General features: G+C 66.7%; 17 protein-coding genes, 1 tRNA gene and 1 pseudogene. 3 read left to right on the forward strand and 16 right to left on the reverse strand.

Features of this window, described 5'->3' with window-relative positions:
* Window positions 1-240: 240 nt before the first annotated feature.
* Window positions 241-843, reverse strand: a pseudogene (locus tag ACOHX0_RS14565) (transposase); the annotation flags it as partial.
* A gap of 618 nt (window positions 844-1,461) precedes the next feature.
* Between ACOHX0_RS14565 and hisF the strand changes: the two are divergent.
* Window positions 1,462-2,223, forward strand: coding sequence for an imidazole glycerol phosphate synthase subunit HisF (hisF, locus tag ACOHX0_RS14570; protein WP_420677844.1), 762 nt, complete (start codon window positions 1,462-1,464; stop codon window positions 2,221-2,223).
* Window positions 2,220-2,537, forward strand: a complete 318-nt coding sequence (locus tag ACOHX0_RS14575) for a phosphoribosyl-ATP diphosphatase (protein ID WP_420677683.1) — start codon at window positions 2,220-2,222, stop codon at window positions 2,535-2,537. The genes hisF and ACOHX0_RS14575 overlap by 4 nt, the downstream gene beginning before the upstream one ends.
* Before the next feature lie 384 nt (window positions 2,538-2,921).
* Here the strand turns inward: ACOHX0_RS14575 and ACOHX0_RS14580 are convergent, their stop codons facing one another.
* From ACOHX0_RS14580 to rlmB, 3 genes are all read right to left on the reverse strand, one after another.
* Window positions 2,922-3,392, reverse strand: a complete 471-nt coding sequence (locus tag ACOHX0_RS14580; RefSeq protein WP_420677684.1) for a CoA-binding protein — start codon at window positions 3,390-3,392, stop codon at window positions 2,922-2,924.
* A 222-nt stretch (window positions 3,393-3,614) separates the two neighbouring features.
* Complete coding sequence (locus ACOHX0_RS14585; RefSeq protein ID WP_420677685.1) at window positions 3,615-4,088, reverse strand: YHS domain-containing (seleno)protein; 474 nt, start codon at window positions 4,086-4,088, stop codon at window positions 3,615-3,617.
* Between the two features lie 105 nt (window positions 4,089-4,193).
* Entirely contained in the window at window positions 4,194-4,970 is a 777-nt protein-coding gene (rlmB, locus tag ACOHX0_RS14590) for a 23S rRNA (guanosine(2251)-2'-O)-methyltransferase RlmB (RefSeq protein WP_420677686.1), read from the reverse strand.
* Between the two features lie 120 nt (window positions 4,971-5,090).
* Between rlmB and ACOHX0_RS14595 the strand changes: the two genes are divergently transcribed.
* Window positions 5,091-5,174: transfer RNA gene (locus ACOHX0_RS14595), tRNA-Tyr, on the forward strand.
* Window positions 5,175-5,305: 131 nt separating this feature from the next.
* On the opposite strand, the gene ACOHX0_RS14600 is transcribed toward ACOHX0_RS14595, so the two are convergent.
* The 12 genes from ACOHX0_RS14600 to bioB form a co-directional block, all read right to left on the reverse strand.
* Complete coding sequence (locus tag ACOHX0_RS14600; protein ID WP_420677687.1) at window positions 5,306-5,824, reverse strand: DUF2478 domain-containing protein; 519 nt, start codon at window positions 5,822-5,824, stop codon at window positions 5,306-5,308.
* Between the two features lie 100 nt (window positions 5,825-5,924).
* A complete protein-coding gene (locus ACOHX0_RS14605) occupies window positions 5,925-6,587 on the reverse strand; it encodes an NnrU family protein (protein ID WP_420677688.1) in 663 nt (220 codons plus the stop codon).
* A gap of 125 nt (window positions 6,588-6,712) precedes the next feature.
* Complete coding sequence (locus tag ACOHX0_RS14610; protein ID WP_420677691.1) at window positions 6,713-8,749, reverse strand: ABC transporter permease; 2,037 nt, start codon at window positions 8,747-8,749, stop codon at window positions 6,713-6,715.
* The gene (locus tag ACOHX0_RS14615) at window positions 8,749-9,801 is read right to left on the reverse strand and encodes a quaternary amine ABC transporter ATP-binding protein (protein WP_420677693.1); all 1,053 of its coding nucleotides are present in this window, start codon (window positions 9,799-9,801) and stop codon (window positions 8,749-8,751) included. The genes ACOHX0_RS14610 and ACOHX0_RS14615 overlap by 1 nt, the downstream gene beginning before the upstream one ends.
* 10 nt (window positions 9,802-9,811) lie before the next feature.
* Window positions 9,812-10,777 (reverse strand): ABC transporter substrate-binding protein, encoded by a 966-nt coding sequence (locus ACOHX0_RS14620; RefSeq protein ID WP_420677695.1) that lies wholly within the window; start codon window positions 10,775-10,777, stop codon window positions 9,812-9,814.
* Window positions 10,778-11,347: 570 nt separating this feature from the next.
* Window positions 11,348-12,316, reverse strand: a complete 969-nt coding sequence (locus ACOHX0_RS14625) for an ABC transporter substrate-binding protein (protein ID WP_420677696.1) — start codon at window positions 12,314-12,316, stop codon at window positions 11,348-11,350.
* Between the two features lie 169 nt (window positions 12,317-12,485).
* Window positions 12,486-13,316, reverse strand: coding sequence for a methyltransferase domain-containing protein (locus ACOHX0_RS14630; protein ID WP_420677698.1), 831 nt, complete (start codon window positions 13,314-13,316; stop codon window positions 12,486-12,488).
* Entirely contained in the window at window positions 13,313-13,930 is a 618-nt protein-coding gene (locus ACOHX0_RS14635) for a pimeloyl-ACP methyl esterase BioG family protein (protein ID WP_420677699.1), read from the reverse strand. The genes ACOHX0_RS14630 and ACOHX0_RS14635 overlap by 4 nt, the downstream gene beginning before the upstream one ends.
* A complete protein-coding gene (gene bioA, locus ACOHX0_RS14640) occupies window positions 13,931-15,229 on the reverse strand; it encodes an adenosylmethionine--8-amino-7-oxononanoate transaminase (protein WP_420677700.1) in 1,299 nt (432 codons plus the stop codon).
* Window positions 15,226-15,885 (reverse strand): dethiobiotin synthase, encoded by a 660-nt coding sequence (bioD, locus tag ACOHX0_RS14645; RefSeq protein ID WP_420677701.1) that lies wholly within the window; start codon window positions 15,883-15,885, stop codon window positions 15,226-15,228. The genes bioA and bioD overlap by 4 nt, the downstream gene beginning before the upstream one ends.
* A complete protein-coding gene (locus ACOHX0_RS14650; RefSeq protein WP_420677702.1) occupies window positions 15,882-17,021 on the reverse strand; it encodes an 8-amino-7-oxononanoate synthase in 1,140 nt (379 codons plus the stop codon). Before ACOHX0_RS14650 ends, bioD begins: the two co-directional genes overlap by 4 nt.
* Window positions 17,021-17,998: a biotin synthase BioB gene (gene bioB / locus ACOHX0_RS14655; protein ID WP_420677703.1), complete on the reverse strand. Its 978-nt coding sequence runs from the start codon at window positions 17,996-17,998 to the stop codon at window positions 17,021-17,023. The genes ACOHX0_RS14650 and bioB overlap by 1 nt, the downstream gene beginning before the upstream one ends.
* Window positions 17,999-18,035 lie beyond the last annotated feature (37 nt).

Here is an 18,035-nt window from a genome sequence, read left to right on the forward strand (position 1 = left end):
TTCGCGAATGACATTCTGGCTGGTCAGCTCCCGGACGCCATCAGGAAGCGGAAACACCGACTTCGTAGAGAACCAGGACCCCGAACGGCAATAGAACCCGCACTTGACGATCCCGCAAACAGAGAACATTCTGGCTGGTCAGCTCCCGGACGCCATCAGGAAGCGGAAACACCGACTTCGTAGAGAACCAGGACCCCGAACGGCAATAGAACCCGCACTTGACGATCCCGCAAACAGAGAGCGCTTATGGTTCAAAGGCGCGCGCCCTGCGGTCCTGAGTTCCCGGTTCAGAACTGCCGTGATCCGGCGGCAGCCATGGGTCGGGCGCTTTGCCGCCAGCCGTCCGATGCGCGGCAACACCGCCGCGTCTTGAGCTTTATGATAGCTCCGGCGCGGCTTCGCGCTCCCACTCAGCCGTTCGTGCAGGATCGAGCGGGACGCGCCCAGAGTTTCGGCGACGGCTTTCATGGCAAATTGTCCCGTTTCAGCGACTGCGCAAGCAAGGCCGTTTCTTTTGACCGTGACTTGTCGAGCGCTTCCTTCAGGATCTCCACTTCAAGCGTCTTGCGCCGGAGCGGGTGTTCAAGCTCCCGGATGCGCGCCTCCATATCCCGCACCGTCTTGTTGGCCCCTCTCGGCAGATTTGGCTTTGCCAAATCGCCTGCCGGTCTGCGGGTGACACTGTCGTCTCCCGTCACGGCGATACTGCCCCCTTCGAGCATCAGTTTGCGCCAGCGATACAGCAGATTGGCCGCCACGCCATTGCGACGCGCAACGGCGGAAATGCTCTCCCCCATACTAGGTCTCTTCCACGACCCGCAGCTTCTCAGCCGCAGGCCAGCGCGGGGGTAATTTAACGGCACTACAGAGGCCAGCCCTGGCTCCGGCTGCGCTTCATCGAACACGAGCACCAGGCCTCCGCGATCCAGCACGGCCGATACCCAGGTCCACACCCATGGCGGCGACTGCGCCGGGTACCGCTGCCAGACCTGGATGATCGTCAGTGCGCTGTCGCTCGCGAGGCCCGCCTGGCTGCGGCTGGACTACGAGGTGGTAGTGGCAGCCGGTCACGGCACGAACGCGGAATGCCGCCGCGGCGGCATGGAGTGGGTCATCCGCGAGGTGCCATTCTCCTATTTCGGCCAAGCCAAGGCGCCGCATCCCGAGCAGGAGCCGAGCCAGCCGCGCATCGCGGCCACGGTGCTGAACCGGCTCGGAGTGGAACCCGCGCCTCACATGCGAACGGCCTTCCTCCAATCCCGCGCCCTGCGCAGTCACCGGGCAGCACCCGCACCCGCTGCCCCGGCCTCCCTCCGCTACTTTCTGACTCGAAATACCCTGGGGGTGAGCGCCGAAGGCGCGAGGGGGCAAAGCCCCCGTTTCTGCCGCGGCGCCCACCGCCGCGACCCAGCACCGCAAAGCCCTCTTTCCTGCGGGCAAAAATCCCGCCATAAGGCTTGCATGCTGAAGACCCGTATCATTCCCTGTCTCGATGTCGCCGATGGCCGCGTGGTCAAGGGCGTCAATTTTGTCGGCCTGCGCGATGCCGGTGACCCGGTAGAATCCGCCAAGGCCTATGACGCCGCGGGCGCGGACGAGATCTGCTTTCTCGACATCCACGCCACCCATGAAAACCGCGGCACCATGTTCGACGTGGTGCGCCGCACTGCCGAGCAATGCTTCGTGCCGTTGACCGTGGGCGGCGGGGTGCGCAGCAAGGAAGACGTGCGCGCGCTGTTGCTGGCTGGGGCCGACAAGGTCTCGTTCAACTCCGCCGCGGTCGCCAACCCGGAAGTCATTGCCGAAGCCGCGGCACAGTTCGGCAGCCAGTGCATTGTCTGCGCCATTGACGCCAAGACGGTCTCCCCCGGCAAGTGGGAGATTTTCACCCATGGCGGCCGCAAGCCCACCGGCATCGACGCGGTGGAGTTCGCGCGGCTGGTTGCGGCCAAGGGCGCCGGGGAGATCCTGCTCACCTCGATGGACCGGGACGGCACCAAATCGGGCTTCAACCTGCCGCTCACCCGGGCGATCTCGGACACGGTGGACGTGCCGGTGATTGCCTCCGGCGGGGTCGGCACGCTGGATCACCTGGTCGAGGGCGTGACCGAAGGCGGCGCCAGCGCGGTGCTGGCAGCGTCAATTTTCCACTTCGGCGAATACAGCATCCAGGAAGCCAAACAGCACATGGCCGCGGCCGGCATCCCGATGAGGCTGCAATGAGCGTGCTGGAGCAATTGGAAGCCACCATCCTGTCCCGCAAGGGCGCCGATCCCGGGAGCAGCTGGACAGCCAAGCTGCTCGCCAAGGGCCCCGAGAAATGCGCCGAGAAATTCGGCGAGGAAGCGGTGGAAGCGATCATCGAAGCGGTGAAGGGCGACCGGGAGAAGCTCGCCTCCGAAGGCGCTGACGTGCTGTATCATTTCCTAGTGATGCTGGCCGCACGCGATGTGGCGCTTGCGGACGTGCTCGCCGTTCTGGCCGAGCGCCAGGGCCTGAGCGGCATCGCAGAGAAAGCTGCCCGCAGCAAGGGCTGACCGCCTCCTGGGCTGCTGCCCCCCGCAATGGCCGGCCAGCCTTCGCCACCTCCCCCGATACGGCGGGCGCGCTCCCGCCCCGGCGCAATGCGTCTGCCTGCGGCAGCCACATCCGCGGCCGCGTTGGGCCCGGCGCCGCGCGAAACGCGCAGCGGGCGCCCTGCAACCCGCGCGTCAAGGAAGGCGCAGCCTCCGCGCCTCAGGCGCGGCTTGCCCTTGACGCGCATCCTTCAAGACACAATGGACACAGCGCTTTCGGGCACACCTGCCCCTCAAGCGCCTCTCAGCAATTTCCCTCCCGCCGCGCAGCGGCGCCCGGCCCGACCGGGAAGGTCCTCCGCCGGGAGGGCGCCGCGAGGGCGGGAGTGCTTCCCTCCCCGCGCTTCAGAGTTTTGAGGAGATGATGCCGGTGGCGAAACCGCCCATGCGCAATTCTCCGAACAGGCGCTGGTATTCGATCTTGGGGCAGCGGTTCTGGATCACCGTGACGCCACGCGCCTTGGCCTTGGCGGCGGCTTCGGCGTGTTCCACCCCGATCTGCATCCAGATGGTCTGCAGCTCCGGGAAGACCTCGAGCGCTTCATCGACGATGGCGGGCACGGCTTCGGAGCGGCGGAAGATGTCGACCATGCCGACCGGCCCCTCGATCTCCGAGAGGCTTGCGCGCACGGTTTCGCCAAACAGCGGCTTGCCCGCGTGGCCGGGGTTGACCGGGATCACCCGGAACCCCTTGAGGCTCAGGTAGCGCGCCACATAATAGCTGGGCCGCACCGGGTTCATTGACACGCCAACCACCGCCACCGTGCGGGTGCGCTGGAGGATCGATTTCAGAAGATCGTCGCTGTAATCCGTCATGGGCGAGAGCCTAGCCGCGCCGTGCGGGCTGGCAAAGCGGGAAGACCGGCCGCCACAAAGAAAAATGCGCCCGGGCATTAAGCCGGGCGCAAGTTATGGAACGAGGGACAGTGAAAAAGATCTGCGGTGGTTCCATACCGCAGTCACTATTGAATATGCGCCACAGTTGAGAAAATAAAAGCCCCCCTCACGAGAATGTGAGGTGACGTGCCGGTCAGCACCTCATTTCCGCAGAATCGCAGGCCAATACGCTGCTGCCTCGGCGATCAGCGGCGCGGTATTCCCACGCCAGCGGCTGGCGGCGGCAGGGTTGTTCAATAGATACAGCTCGCCGCCGACGATGGACCAGACCTGCGGGTCGCCGCGCCGCAAATGGCCTTGCGACAAGGAATAGGCGCAATACCCGCCAAAGGCCGGGGCGTAGGCGCGGGGGTTGGCCTCGAACAACGCCTGGTTGCGCGCAGAGGAGAAGCGCCAGACCACGCCCTTCCACATCACCGCATGAAGGCGGCGGCCGGGCCGGGCCTCGCCGCGCTCGAAGAAGGCCACCGCGTCATAGCCGCCGATCGCCACGCCTTCGCGCGCGGAATACACCGGAACCAAATCGGCCTCCGCCCCGGAACGCTCCGGAACGGCAAGTCCTATCAGGGCAAAAGCCAGCAGCAGCGGGCGCAGGATCACGTCTTTCTCCGTCACATCATCGTCAAGCCAGACAAATGTGCCGCAAGCCCCGAGCAATGCAAAGGCCGCATACGCAGATGTGAACCTGCCGTGACGGGCCGCGAGCCTGCGCAGTTACCCTCAGCGCGCGCGGGAAGCGTAGAGCGCGATTGCGGCGGCGTTGGAGACATTGAGCGAGCCGAAACCGCCTGCCGCATCAATCCTGACGAGCCGGTCCACGGTCTCCTTGGTCTTCTGCCTGAGCCCCGGTCCCTCGGCGCCGAGCACCAGCGCGACGGGCCGGTCCTTGCGGCCCTCCACGGCGCTTTCGATGGTGTCCTCGGCTTCGCCGTCCAGGCCCAGCACCAGGAAGCCCATGGCCTGCAGCTCGGTGATGGTATCGGCCAGGTTGCGCATGCGCAGGTAGGGCTGGCGCTCCAGCGCGCCGCTGGCGGTTTTGGCAAGCGCGCCGGTTTCGGGGGCAGAATGATGGCGGGTGCCGATCACCGCGCTGGCGCCCAGCACCTCGGCCGAGCGCAGGATGGCGCCGACGTTATGCGGGTCGGTCACCCGGTCCAGGAGCAGCACCCGCGGCGCTTCGGCGCCAATGCAGTTCTCGGCCAGCCCGCCCCAGTTCAAGGGCTTCACTTCCAGCGCCGCGCCCTGATGCACGGACTGCGGATCGATCGGCGGATTGAACTTGCGCGGGTCGATGACCTCGGCCTCGATACCGGCCTGAGCAATGGCGTCGGCAAGCTTGGCCTCGGCGTTCATCGTCACCATCAGGCGCAGTTTTTCGCGCCGCGGGTTGACCAGCGCATCGCGCACCGCATGCAGCCCGAACAGCCACACGGTTTCGGCTGATGCGGTCTTGCGGGCCTGTTCCTTTTCGACGACCCACTTGGGTTTTTTCGGCATTGCGCTCTCCGGCAGAAAGAATTCAGGGGCGAGGGAAAAAACTTGCGATTTTCCGGTTGACGCCCGTTTGGGCTGCTAGTAATCACGCCTCCACATCAGGTGCAACACGCAACTGACAGTGGGCGACAGGCCGCAAGGTGTGGCAGGGGACTGTAACTCCCTCGCGGAGACGCACGCTTGGTTCGATTCCAAGGTCGCCCACCATCTTCCCCTTTTATGATGGTTGGATGCTGGTGGTTGAGCCGCAGGGCTGTCACATGCGCTGACGCTGCGCGCGCGGCCAAGGCCCGCATAGGAATGCGGGCCAGACCATTGTTTCCAAATATTTTTCTGGCTCAGGCGGTTTCTGCGACAGCTCTCTCCGCCCAGGCGGCCAGCGCCTCCAGTTCGACGGGCGCGGCCTTGGCCATGCCGTCTGCAAATTCCTGAAACGCCTCCAGGTTCAGCTTGTTGACGCCGGAGATCACCGGGATTCCCAGCGCCAGCGCCTCGCCGATCACCGGTCTCAGGCCCCGTCCTGCGGCCTCGTGCTTGCCGAACTTGTTGACGATCAGCAGCTGTGGCGGCGGGCTCTCGTGCAGCGAGGCAGTCACCTGCGCCACCGCCTGTTCCAGCGCCTCCGGGTTCAGCCGGCAGCCTCGCGCGCCGGGGCCGAGCGATTGCGAAATGCGGATGTTCTCCTGCCCTGGCAGCACCCGCACATCCATGTCGCAGAGCGCGTCGTCACGGCATTCGGTGTTGGTCTGCACGATGCCCGCCAGGCGCACGCCGCGCGATTGCAGTTCAGCTGCCACATCGCTCAGCAGCCGGTCGGTGGCGCCGCGCGCTTCGGTTATCACATAGGACAGGTGCATGGGTCGTCTCTCCTGTAGTCATCGCGCCCGCCGGGAGGGTTTGAGCGGGGTGTGCCATTGGCCGGCAAAACGGCGCCGGGGTCAATCCCCCCTGCCCATTTCAGGGCAGAGGTGCGAGGCCAATCACCGGAGTATGCAGCGCCAGCAGCACCAGGAAAAGCCCTGCCGCCAACGCCGCCTGCAGGCCCGTGGGGCGCAGGCGGGCGGGGTGGAACCGCGCGGTATTGCGGCTGAGGCGCTGCCACTCCGCCTGCCCCATTTCGCGTTGCCTGCGCCGGTCTATCATCGCCATGCCAGCCAGTGCGAAGGCCGCAAAAATACCGAACAGCAGCACATGCGCCAGATCGCCATTGGCCAGAAGATGCGCCCCGGCCCAAAGTGCCATGGCTGCGAGCAGCGGGTGGCGGCTCGCAGCCAGCATCCCGGGCCGGGCCGGGCCAAAGCTGCGCGGGCCTGTGCCACCGAAGCTGAGCGGGTTCCGCCCCGTAAGGCCTGCCACCGCAAACAGGCAGGCAAAGGGCATCACTAGAAGCGGCACCCAGCGAAAGGCCTCCCACGGCGGCAGAACACCCGCATAAGGCGCCCGCGCCGCGGCCCCGATCAGCCAGGCCAGAACCGCCAGCGACAGCAGGCTGTAGCCAAGGAAATAGCCCCCGCGCCCCAGCCGCGCCATCAGCCACGGGCGCAGCGGCGGGCGCACGGGGAAGGCGTGGCTTGCCAGAAACAGCAGCAAGGCTGCGGTGAATTCGAACCAGCCGCCCATGCGGGGCCTCCTGCCAATTGCTCGGTCTCAGATTCAGCTATAGCGGCTCCCTGGCAGGGAACTTTGCCCCAGATCAAAAAAGGGCGCCGCGGGGGCGCCCTTTTCACTGGCAGGCCTTTGGGACCCTACAGCCCCAGGGCCTTGCGCCGCTCCTCGGCGAAGCCCTGCACCATGCGGTCTGCGATCAGCGCCAGGATCGCCATCGCCGCTCCGGCCGAGATACCCAGCCCCACATCCGCCTGCCCAAGCGCGAGATAGATCGATTGGCCGAGACCAGTGGTGCCGATCAGCGCCGCGATCACCAGCATCGCAAAGGCATAAAGGATGGTCTGGTTGAGCCCCAGCAGGATGGACGGCGCCGCATAAGGCGCGCGAACGTCCTTCAGCATCTGCCATTTGGTAGCACCCGCGGCAGTGGCAGCCTCGATCATTTCCTCGGGCGTGGCGGTCAGCCCGTGCCGTGTGTAGCGGATCATCGGCACGATGGCATAGGCGATGATCGCGAGGAAGGCCGAGAACTCGCCGATCTGGAACACCATCAGCACCGGGATCAGGAAAACGAACAGCGGGATCGTCTGCAGCATGTCGCAGACCGGCCGCACGATGCGCCAGGCCATGGGAGACACCGCGGACAGAAGCCCGATACCACCGCCCAGCACCGCGCAGGCAAAAACCGCAGCGCCCGACAGATACAGCGACAGCAGCGCCCGCTCCCACAGGCCAGAGACCAGGATGGAGCCGAGCAGGAGCACCGTCATCACCGCCAGGCCGCGCCCGCCCGCAACCCAGGCCAGCGCCCCCGCGCCCGCCAGCACGAAGGGCCAGGGCAGCTGCGAGATGCCGGTCTCCAGCACCCCCGCCGCGATCAGCAGCAAAAGCCCCAGCGTCAAATGCCCCCGCCAGGCCAGCACCACAGCGGCCAGGCCCCCGGCCGCAAACAGGGCAAGGCTCATCGCGGGCGTCCAGGAGAACCCCCAGGTGAAGGGCAGGACCGACTGATCAAGCCCAATGCGGAGCGGCAGAAGCACATAGAACATCACGCTGTTCTTCACCGCCGTGAGCGTGGCGGCATTGGCGCTGGTCCAGGCCGACAGCCCGGCGTCCACGTTGTCCGCCACAGGATCGAACAACGCATAGCGGCCCGGCGCCTGGACGCTGTCCCACAGCGCCAGCGCCGCCAGCAGACCTGCTCCAAGGATCACCCAGGCCACCCGGCGGTCATGGCGCGTGCGGCGGTCCTCGGTCAGCGTGCCGCTCATCCGGTCGATCAGGATGGCAAAGACCACGATCACCAGACCTGCCAGCAGGCTTTGACCGAACTGCGCCTTGCGCATGGTCAGCAAGACTTCCCAGCCGATGTCGTCAAAGCCGCCGATGACCGCGGCAATGATCACCATCGACAGCGCCGCCATCAGGCACTGGTTCACACCGACCATGATCTGCTGCCCGGCCGAGGGGATCTCGCACTGGAACAGCTGCTGGAAGCGGGTGCCGCCGGCCATGACGGCGGCCTCCTTGATCTCCGGCTCGACCCGCTCCAGGCCCAGCAGCACATTGCGCGCCATCGGCGGCGCGGCATAGATGGCGGAGGCGATGAGCCCCACCACCGGGCCAAATCCGAACAGCACCAGCAACGGCGTGAGGTAAGCGAAAGTCGGCACCGTCTGCATCACGTCGAGCATCGCCTGCACCGGCTTGCGCAGGCGCGGCATTTCATTCGCGAGGATGCCAATGCCGCCGCCCAGGACCAGCGCCAGCGGCACCGAGACGGCGACCAGCGCCAGCGTGTTCATACTTTCAGGCCAATAGCCGGAGGCCAGCACGAAGCCCAGCCCGGCAACGGCCATAATTACCATCGGCAGGCCGCCCAGGATCCAGCCGAGCGCGGCGGTGGCGGCGATCAGGAGCGGCCAGGGCGTGTGGCTCAGCAGTGCATTGGCCCAGTCCATCGGATAGAACATCAGCGCCGAGAAGGCGCGCGCGGCGGGTTTGATCAGCGCCAGGAACCATTCCAGGCCCGCCCCCACCCAATCGGTCGCGGGCAGCACCCAGGCCGCGGGAAATTTCCACAGCCAGGGCGCCACGCCCTCAAGCGCCAGGCAGAGCGCGCCCGCAGTCACGGCCAGCAGCGCCGCCCATGCACCCTTGGTCAGCCCGGCCATTACCCTTGCTCCACCTGCAAGGCGGCGGCGAGGTCGGCGGGGTTCACCACCCCGACCAGCCGCCCGTCAGCGCCGCGCACCGGCACCGGCTCGTAAAGCTCCATACAGCGCGCCAAGGCCGCATCCAGCGTCATGTCCTGGCGCAGGCCCGGGTCGTCCGCCCCATGCGCCAGCCCCTCCCCCGCCTGCATGACGGAAGCGACGCGGGCATGGCGGCCCTTGGCCACATCTTTGGAAAATTCGCGCACGTATTCATCCGCCGGGCGCAGCACGATATCGGCGGGGGTGCCGATCTGCACGATCTTGCCGTCGCGCATGATGGCGATGCGGTCGGCCAGCTTCAACGCCTCGTTGATGTCATGGGTGATGAAGACGATGGTGGTCTTCAGCTTGGCCTGGATTTCCAGAAACTCGTCCTGCAACTGCCGCCGGATCAGCGGATCCAGCGCCGAGAACGGCTCATCCAGGAACCAGACCGAGCAATCCGCCACCAGCGAGCGCGCGATGCCGACCCGCTGGCGCTGGCCGCCGGAAAGCTCGCGCGGGTAGTTGCCCTCGCGCCCGCCAAGGCCAACGAGGTCGATCACCTCCTGTGCCTTCGCGAGCCGCGCCTTGCGGCGCACGCCCTGCACCTTCAGCGGATAGGCTACATTGTCGGCGACCGTCATATGCGGGAACAGGCCGAAGTGCTGGAACACCATGCCCAGCTTCTTGCGGCGCAGCTCGATCAGCCGCTTGGGGCTGGCCTCGACGATGTTCTCGCCGTCGATGCGGATCTCCCCGCCGGTTGCGTGCAAGAGGTGCGAGATGCAGCGGATCAGGGTGGATTTGCCGGAGCCCGACAGCCCCATGATCACGAAAAGCTCGCCCTCCTTCACGTCAAAGGAGATATCCTGCACCGCCGGGACCAGCCCCTTGCCGCGCAGCTCCTCCGCGGCGGCGGCGGGGGTCTCCTGCCGGGACAGCGCCGCCTTCAGGGCGCTGTCCGCGCTGGGGCCAAAAACCTGCCAGACATTCCGGCAGGTGATGGCGGGGGTATTTGCGCCGGTCACTGGGCGGCGCTCACTGGGTTGCGGCCTCGACCACCGGGCGCCACTTGTCTTCGTTCGCGGCCATCCACCCGGCGACCACGTCCTCGACCTTGTTGCCGTCCACGTCGACCGCGCCCATCATCGGCTGCTGATCCTCGACCGCGAGCGTGTAGCTCGACAGAATCTCGTATGCCGCGGGCCATTTCTCTTCCATGCCGGCCCAGGCCGCCTTGAAGATGCGCGACGGGGAGAAGTCGCAGTCGTTCACCGCGTCGGGGTTCGGGCCCCAGGCGGGATCGGAGAAGCAGGCCTCTTCGCCCGGGGGCAGCTCGACGAATTTCACGTCATAGGCCGACATCGCCCAATGCGGCTGCCAGAAGGTGATGAGCAGCGGCGTCTTGCGTTCGGTGGCGGCGCGAAGCTCGACGATGAGCGCCGCTTCAGAGCCTGCGGGCACCGCCTTGAAGGGCAGGTCCAGCCCGGTCATGCGGTCGGCGCCGGGCGTGCCCCAGTCGGCCGGGTAATCCACCAGGCGGCCCTGCGGCAGGGTTTCGGCCGTGGCAAATTGCTGGGCGCAGTCTTTCAGCGCCTCCCAGGCGGGCAGTCCGGGGCAAAGCTCGGCGACATGGGCCGGATAGGCGATGCCCTCCTTGGCGTCGAGCTCGAGATCGCCGAGCTCCACCACGGTGCCTTCGTCCACCTTCTTGGCGTATTCGTCGGAAACGTTGGAGGACCAGATTTCCAGCGTCGCGTGGATGTCGCCATCGGCGATGGCTTGGAACTGGTTCAACATCCCGGCGGAGACATACTCCACGTCGTAGCCTGCCGCCTCAAGCATCCCGGCCGCGATATGGGTGGTGACATGCTGGCCGGTCCATTCGTTCAGCGCCAGCTTGATCGGCGTGCCGGTGTCGCCCAGCTCCGCCGCAGCGGCGAGGCTCGCGGCGGCGCTTAGCGCGGTGGCGCCCAGCGCGGCGGCAAATACGTTTAATTTCATCAATTCTCTCCCTGTGTTGCGGCCAGCCTTACAGCCCTGTTGCGGCCGCTCTTGCGGCGCGGCCTTGTCTCGCGCGGGCGGCCAGAGCTTGCTGTCCCGCAGCCTCCAAAGACCCCGTGGCCCTGCCCTGGCGGCTGTGTGTCTTGTTCCGGCCTTGCGCCACTTGCTCAGTCCGCCTGCCAACTGTGGCTGCGGCCTGCTCAAGTTTTTGACCGATTTGCGGCAGTTTGCCAGCGAAAAACGGCACCCTCGCACAGATTTTCTGACGGGTGCTTCAAATATTGGGCCGCCGGGCCAAGAATGCGCCCGCAAGGATGCCGCTGCCCCGCCCATGCCAGCCCGCCGGCCGGCAGCGTTTGGGCGGAGATGCACGAAAAGCCGCTTCCCTCCCGGGAAGCGGTTTCGCCTATTGTTGGTCGCGGTTGCGCGATGTGCCGCCTTCAGGGGCAACAGCAGCCGCGCGGAGCGGGCCGCAGGAATGCGAGGTCCAGCCGCGCAGCGGCCCGATGCAGCCCTCAGCTGCGCCAGGCCGGCGGCCGGGCCACCGGTCCTTGACGTGCGGCGCGAGGGTCAGGAGCCGGATTTGCCGGTCGCCCTGTCGACCAGTGGTTCCCACTTGGCGCGGTTCACAGCCAGCCAGCCCGCTGCAGCGCCCGCGTGGGTTTCACCCTTCACATCGACCATGCCAAGCAGCGGCTGCTGGTCCCAGATGCTGAGAGTGAAGCTGCTGAGGATCTCATGCGCGGCCGGAAACTTGTCCTTCAAGCCGATCCATCCGGCCTTCACCACGCCGCCGCGCACAATATCGCAATCGCCGGTGGCCTTCGGGTTGGGCCCCCAGGCAGGGTCGCTGTGGCAGGCAGGCTCGGGCTTGGGCAGGCGCACGAATTGCAGCGCGTAGGAGGACATCGCCCAATGCGGCTGCCAGAAGGTGGCGATGACCGGGCGCTTCTCGACCATTGCGGCGCGGAACTCCTCGATCATCGCGGCCTCGGAGTCGGCGACCTCATACTCGAAGGGCAGCTCCAGCGCGCGCATCCGGTCCGCCCCGGGCGAGCCCCAGGTGGCCGGATAGCCAAGGTAGCGCCCTTTCGGGCCCTTGCCGTCCTTGGAGAAGATATGCGCGCAGTCCCGCAGCGCCTCCCACTTGGGCAGGCCGGGGCACATCTGCGACACGAAGGCCGGGTAGACGATGCCGTTGCGCGCCTCCAGCCCCATGTCGCCGAGCGACACCACGTTGCCTTCCTCCAGCGCGGCGTAGTAGGCCTCGGGCGAGCTGGTGGTCCAGACCTCCACCGCGGCGTGCAGACCGCCGGTGGCCATGTCCGCGAACATGCCGTTGGAATCGGCCTCGATATATTCGACTGTATACCCGGCATGTTCCAGCATTCCGCCCACGATGTAGCTGGAAATCTGCTGCCCGGTCCAATTGTTGAGGGCCAGGCGGATCGGCGTCTTCACATCGCCCAGATCCGCCGCCGCCGCGGGCAATGCCAGCACCGCCGCCGCCAGAGCCAGCGCAAACCCCTTAAAATTCATCAACGTCTCTCCCGTAGTACCAGATGACAGCCGCGGCCAAAGCGGCGCGCGCGCTTGCTGGAACCCTAGCCGGGCGAAGTTGACAAAGGATAACCGGACGCAACGGAATATGGCGCAGATCCGCCAGACAATGCCGGATTTTACGAAGCTGCCGCAAAAGACGGCGGCTTCAAGCGTTCTTGCGCGCCACCAGCCAGACCGGGTCGTAGCTCAGAGGCAGCCGCCCGCCGCGCCCGAAGCGGGCCTGATAAGCAGCCTCAAACGCGCGCAGCCTGGCGCGGCCCCAACCCTGGCGAGCATTGCCGTTGACGCCTGTCAGCCTGAGGTGGCGCAGCAGGGTGGCGATATTGCCAAACTCCAGCACCATCGGGCGCTGTTCCAGCGCCACGAGCTGCAGCCCCTCCGGCAGGATCGCAGGCCATTCCTGCGCGTCCATATAACTGGGCGCCGCCGCCCTGGAGCCGAGCTCGGCCAGCTCGCGGAACTGGCAGCGCCCGAAGCCGGAAAGCGCCAGCCAGCCGCCGGGGCGCAGATGCTCCGCAAGCCGGGCCATGAGCGCAGGCAGGTCGTCCACCCATTGCACGGTCGAGGCAGAGGTGATCAGGTCCTGCCCTCCGGGCAGCGGCAGCGTCTCCACCGGGCCGGGCAAGATGTCGAGCACACCGCAGTGCGGCCGCGCGGCATGGGCCGCTGCGGCGGCAGCCTCGGGCACCAGGTCGTTGAGGGTGAGCCGCCCGATATCGAGCCGCTCAGTCAGCGCGGTCGTGAGATGACCGGTACCGCAACCGAACTCCAGCGCCGCGTTCAGACTGCGGGGAGCGCCCAGATCCGCCAGCAGCGCGGCAAGTCGGATGGCGATTTCGGCCTGCACAGTGGCGTGGCGGTGATAGTTCCCCAACCCGCGCTTGAAGCTCTGCCGCACGCGGGACTGATCCAAGCCGGGCCGCGCGCGGCTGGCGGGATGGGGGGCACCTTCTTGCTGGGCGGGGACGTCTCTCATTGAAACAGCTCCTCCCAGGCGGTGAATTGGACGAAGGGCACATGCGGCGCCTCGATGCGGCGCACGGGCTGGCCGGCCCAGGCGCGGGCGAGGCTGGCGGGCGGAAAGATCCGGTCCGCCCCGCTTATCCAGATGCGATCAAGCCGCAGCCGCGGGGCGTCTCCGCGCTGTTCCACCGCCAGCAGCTCGGCCCGGCGCGCCTCCACGTCCAGCATCTGCGCGGGCTGGGGGGCGCCAAAGGCATGGCTGAGGAACTGCTGGTAGCTGTTGAGGCTGAGGGTCTCGGCGGTCCTGCGAAAGGTGACCGGCGGAATTCCCGCAGCGCGGCTGACCGGTTGCAGGCTGCCGTTCACCGCCACCTTGGCGGCAAAAGGATCCGCCCTGCCCTGCTGCCAGTGCGCATAAGACGCAACCCCGAAGGACCAGGCCAGCAACCGCACCCGCTGGTAGCCGGACAGATCGGGCAGGCCCGCCCGCAGGTCGCGATAGTCGCTGGCGAAGAGGATGTCTTCCGGGCCTTCGAGATGCGCAAAGACCTCCGGCCCGATGGCCCAGCCGCCGAAGACCACGATGGCTTCGTCCGCACTCTCCTGTTTGAGCCAGCGGAACTCCATCTACAACTCCCGCGCCAGGCGCAGCATCCCTGCGGTGATCTTGCTCAGCGCCTCAGGCCCGGTGACGAACGGCGGCATGCAATAGATGTTGTGCCCGAAGGGCCGCAGGTAGACGCCCATTTCTTTGGCCCGCGCGTGGGCTTCATCGGCGGAGACGCGGTGCTCCATCTCGATGACGCCGATTGCGCCCAGCACCCGCACATCGGCCACGCCCGGCAGATCGCGCGCGGGCGCAAGCTCTGCCGCCATCTGCTCGGCAATCGCCGCCACCGTGCCGCGCCAGTCCTGTCCGGTCAGAAGGTTCAGCGATGCCATGGCCGCGGCACAGGCGAGCGGGTTCGCCATATAGGTCGGCCCATGCATGAAGATGCCGGGGTTGCCGCCGCCGATACCCTCAGCCACACGGTCATTGGTCATGGTGCAGGCAAAAGAGATATGCCCGCCGGTGAGCCCTTTGCCGAGGCAGATGATATCCGGCTCCACCGCGCAAAAGCCGGTGGCGAACAGCTCGCCGGTGCGGCCAAAGCCGGTGGCGATCTCGTCGAAGATCAGCAGGATACCGAATTCATCACACAGCGCGCGCGCCTGGTTGAGGTATTCGGGGTGGTAGAAATACATGCCGCCGGTGCCCTGCACCACGGGCTCCAGGATGAAGGCGGCGATCTTTTCGGCGTTCGCTTCCAGCACCGCGCGCAGCTCGCCCAGGCCGTTCCTTTCGGGATCATCAACCCATTCCTCGTGGATACGGACGGGCGGGCGGGAGACGAAATGCTGCACGCTCAGCGCGCCCTGGAACAGGTGGTGCATACCGGTGTCCGGATCGCAGACGCTCATCGCCTTCCAGGTGTCGCCGTGGTAGCCCGAGCGGATGGTGGCGAACTGGCTGCGCCCCGGGCGGCCTTTCGCGTGCTGGTATTGCACCGCCATTTTCATCGCCACTTCGACCGAAACCGAGCCGGAGTCGCAATAAAAGATGCGGGTGAGGCTTTCGGGCGTGACCTGCAAAAGCTTGCGGCCCAGGTCGATGGCCGGGTCATGGGTCAGCCCGCCGAACATCACATGCGGCAGGGTGTCGAGCTGGGCATGGATGGCGTCGGTGATGGCCGGGTGGCGGTGGCCGTGCATCATGCACCACCACGACGACATCGCATCGATCAGCCGGGAGCCGTCGTCCAGCGTCAGGTGCAGCCCCTCGCTCTCCTTCACCACGAAGGCGGGGCCAGGCTTTTCCACGTTGGTGTAAGGGTGCCAGAGGTGTTTCTGGTCAAACTCCAGCGGGCTGAGGGCGGACGCACTCATGCCAGCATCTCCCGGATCAGCTCCAGCTTGATGTTTTCAGCAAAGGCCCTGGCCAGAGCATCCGGCCCAGACCGGCCTTCGGGCCGGGCCGCGTCCGGCCTCAGCTCTTCAATGAACGGCAGCCGCCCCAGGTGCGGCACGTCGCCGAACTGGCATATGGTTTCCTCCACCTCCGGCGCCGCATCGCCGATGAAAGCCACCCCGATGACCGGGCAGCCGAGATCCTGCAGCGCCATCAGGGACAGCAGCGAATGGTTGATGGTGCCAAGCCGGGTGCTGGCGCAGAGGATCACCGGCGCGCCCCAGGCGGCAAAAAGGTCACAAAACAGTTCGCGCCGGTTCAGGGGCACCATCACCCCGCCCGCGCCCTCAACCACCAGAGGACCGTCGATTTCAGGCAGGCGCAGGTTCGCGGTGTCGATCTCCACCCCCTCGGCCTCGGCCGACAGATGCGGCGAGGCGGGCAGCTGCAGCAGGTATTCCTCGGTCAGCGCCGGGCGGCCCGAGAGACGGCGGACGATCTGGCTGTCTGTCTCCTCCTCCAGCCCCGATTGCACCGGCTTCCAGTAGGTCGCGCCCAGCGCCTGCACGAGGCCGGCGGAGAATACGGTCTTGCCGATGCCGGTATCGGTTCCGGTGACGATCACTGCGCTCATGCGGCGGCCTCCATCTGGCGGGCGAGGGTTTCGAACATGGCGGTGATCTCCGCCGGGGTGACGTTCAGGGTAATCGGCAGGCGCAGCCGCGCGGTGCCGCGGGGCACCGTGGGCGGGCGGATGCCGCGGATGTCGCAGCCTGCCGCCTGCATCGCGGCGGCCAACGCCATGGTACGTTTGTCGTCCCCGATGCGAACGGGGAGAATTTGGCTTTGAAAACCACTCTGACCGCAAAGCCGCTGCGCCTCGCCGTGGGCATGGCGGATATTGTCCCAGGCACGCGACTGCAGGCCAGGATTGCCCGCCAGCTCCTTCAGCGCCGCCCGCACAAGTGCGGCGTTCAGCGGCGAAGGCGCAGTGGCGTAGATGAAGCCGCGCGCCTTGTTGATCAGTGTCTCGATCAGCGCCGCGGCCCCGCAGATCAGCGCGCCGGAGGCGCCCAGCGCCTTGCCGCAGGTATGCAAGCTCAGCACCCGGGGCTGATGCGCGATGGCATGGGCCAGCCCCCGGCCCTCATCGCCAAAGACGCCGGTGGCATGGGCTTCGTCGACCACCAGCACCGCGCCCTCCGCCTGTGCCAGCGCATGGAGCGCCGCCAGCGGGGCAAGGTCGCCGTCCATGGAATAGACCGCCTCGACCGCGATCCAGACCTGGCCCTCGCCGCCCCCCGCGCGCCAATCGCGCAGCACCGCGGCCGCGCCTGCCGCGTCGTTATGAGCAAAACTGAGGGTCTCCGCCCGGCCCAGCCGCATGCCGTCGTGGCTGCTGGCGTGGATCAGCGCGTCATGCAGCACCAGATCGCCCTGCTGCGGCAGGGTGGAGAAGATTGCCAGGTTGGCGTTGAAGCCGCCGCCCATGAACAGCGCGGCTTCGGCGCCGAAAAACTCCGCGGCCTCGGCTTCCAGGCGCTGGTGTTCACTGTCGTTGCCGCGCAGCAGACGCGATCCGCCCGCCCCAACCGGCACCCCGCGGGCCAGCGCATCAGCGGCAGCGCGGCGCAGCACATCGCTGCCCGCAAGACCAAGGTAGTCGTTGGAGGCAAAATCCAACCCCTCCCGCGGCATCAGCTGCCGGTAGCGCCCGCGACTGCGCAGCGCCTCTAGTCCGCGTTCATGCCTCGGGAACGCGCTCGCCATCAGCGGCTGCCGTCACATCCGACGGCCATCGCGGTGATGCCCAGCCGGTCGAACAGCTGCTGGTCCTTGTCCTCTTCGGGGTTGTCCGCGGTCAAGAGCGTGTCGCCCACGAAAATCGAGTTGGCACCGGCAAAGAAGCACATCGCCTGCATCTCGTCCGACATATCAGTGCGGCCTGCGGACAGGCGCACGTGGGACTTCGGCATCAGGATGCGGGCCAGCGCCACGGTGCGGACAAACTCGATCGGGTCCAGCTTGGCGACGTCGGCCAGCGGCGTGTCGGCGATCGGGATCAGCATGTTCACCGGCACCGAATCCGGGTGCTCTTCCAGCGTTGCCAGTGCCAGCAGCATGTCGATGCGGTCCATCTGCTGCTCGCCCATGCCGACGATGCCGCCCGCGCAGACCTTGATGCCCGCCTCGCGCACCCGGTTCAGCGTCTCGATCCGGTCGGCGAAAGTGCGGGTGGTGATGATCTCGGAATAGTAGCGCTCCGAGGTGTCGATGTTGTGGTTGTAGTAATCAAGGCCTGCGTCGCGCAGGCGGAACACCTGGTCGTCCTCCAGCATGCCCAGCGTCATGCAGGTCTCCATGCCAAGGTCTTTCACACCCTGCACCATGGCCTCCAGCGCCGCCATGTCGCGGTCCTTGGGCGAGCGCCAGGCCGCCCCCATGCAATACCGCGTGGCGCCGCCTTCCTTGGCCTTGCGCGCCTCGGCAATCACCCGCTCCACCTCGATCAGCTTGGAGGCGGAGAGCTTGGCGCCGTTGCGGGCGGATTGCGAGCAATAGGCGCAATCCTCGGCGCAGCCGCCGGTCTTGATGCTGAGGAGCTTGGATTTCTGGACCTGGTTCGGATCGAAGTGCTGGCGGTGCACACTTTGCGCCTGGAACAGCAGATCCATCAGCGGCTGGTTGTAGATCTTCTCCGCCTCTTCGCGGGTCCAGTCGGTTCGAATGGGGGCTGCGTCCAGCATGGTGGCTCCTGTCGTGAACACCGCGTTGAGCGCGGCA

Source organism: Cribrihabitans pelagius (assembly GCF_048820915.1).
GTDB classification, from domain to species: Bacteria; Pseudomonadota; Alphaproteobacteria; order Rhodobacterales; family Rhodobacteraceae; genus Cribrihabitans_A; species Cribrihabitans_A pelagius.

Coding starts and splice junctions, on each gene's coding strand:
- ACOHX0_RS14575 (WP_420677683.1), top strand. CDS start 2,220: ATGAGCGTGCTGGAGCAATTGGAAGCCACCATCCTGTCCCGCAAGGGC.
- bioB (WP_420677703.1), bottom strand. CDS start 17,998: ATGCTGGACGCAGCCCCCATTCGAACCGACTGGACCCGCGAAGAGGCG.
- hisF (WP_420677844.1), top strand. CDS start 1,462: ATGCTGAAGACCCGTATCATTCCCTGTCTCGATGTCGCCGATGGCCGC.
- ACOHX0_RS14635 (WP_420677699.1), bottom strand. CDS start 13,930: ATGGAGTTCCGCTGGCTCAAACAGGAGAGTGCGGACGAAGCCATCGTG.
- ACOHX0_RS14610 (WP_420677691.1), bottom strand. CDS start 8,749: ATGGCCGGGCTGACCAAGGGTGCATGGGCGGCGCTGCTGGCCGTGACT.
- ACOHX0_RS14600 (WP_420677687.1), bottom strand. CDS start 5,824: ATGCACCTGTCCTATGTGATAACCGAAGCGCGCGGCGCCACCGACCGG.
- ACOHX0_RS14625 (WP_420677696.1), bottom strand. CDS start 12,316: ATGAATTTTAAGGGGTTTGCGCTGGCTCTGGCGGCGGCGGTGCTGGCA.
- ACOHX0_RS14580 (WP_420677684.1), bottom strand. CDS start 3,392: ATGACGGATTACAGCGACGATCTTCTGAAATCGATCCTCCAGCGCACC.
- ACOHX0_RS14620 (WP_420677695.1), bottom strand. CDS start 10,777: ATGAAATTAAACGTATTTGCCGCCGCGCTGGGCGCCACCGCGCTAAGC.
- ACOHX0_RS14630 (WP_420677698.1), bottom strand. CDS start 13,316: ATGAGAGACGTCCCCGCCCAGCAAGAAGGTGCCCCCCATCCCGCCAGC.
- rlmB (WP_420677686.1), bottom strand. CDS start 4,970: ATGCCGAAAAAACCCAAGTGGGTCGTCGAAAAGGAACAGGCCCGCAAG.
- ACOHX0_RS14650 (WP_420677702.1), bottom strand. CDS start 17,021: ATGGCGAGCGCGTTCCCGAGGCATGAACGCGGACTAGAGGCGCTGCGC.
- bioD (WP_420677701.1), bottom strand. CDS start 15,885: ATGAGCGCAGTGATCGTCACCGGAACCGATACCGGCATCGGCAAGACC.
- bioA (WP_420677700.1), bottom strand. CDS start 15,229: ATGAGTGCGTCCGCCCTCAGCCCGCTGGAGTTTGACCAGAAACACCTC.
- ACOHX0_RS14605 (WP_420677688.1), bottom strand. CDS start 6,587: ATGGGCGGCTGGTTCGAATTCACCGCAGCCTTGCTGCTGTTTCTGGCA.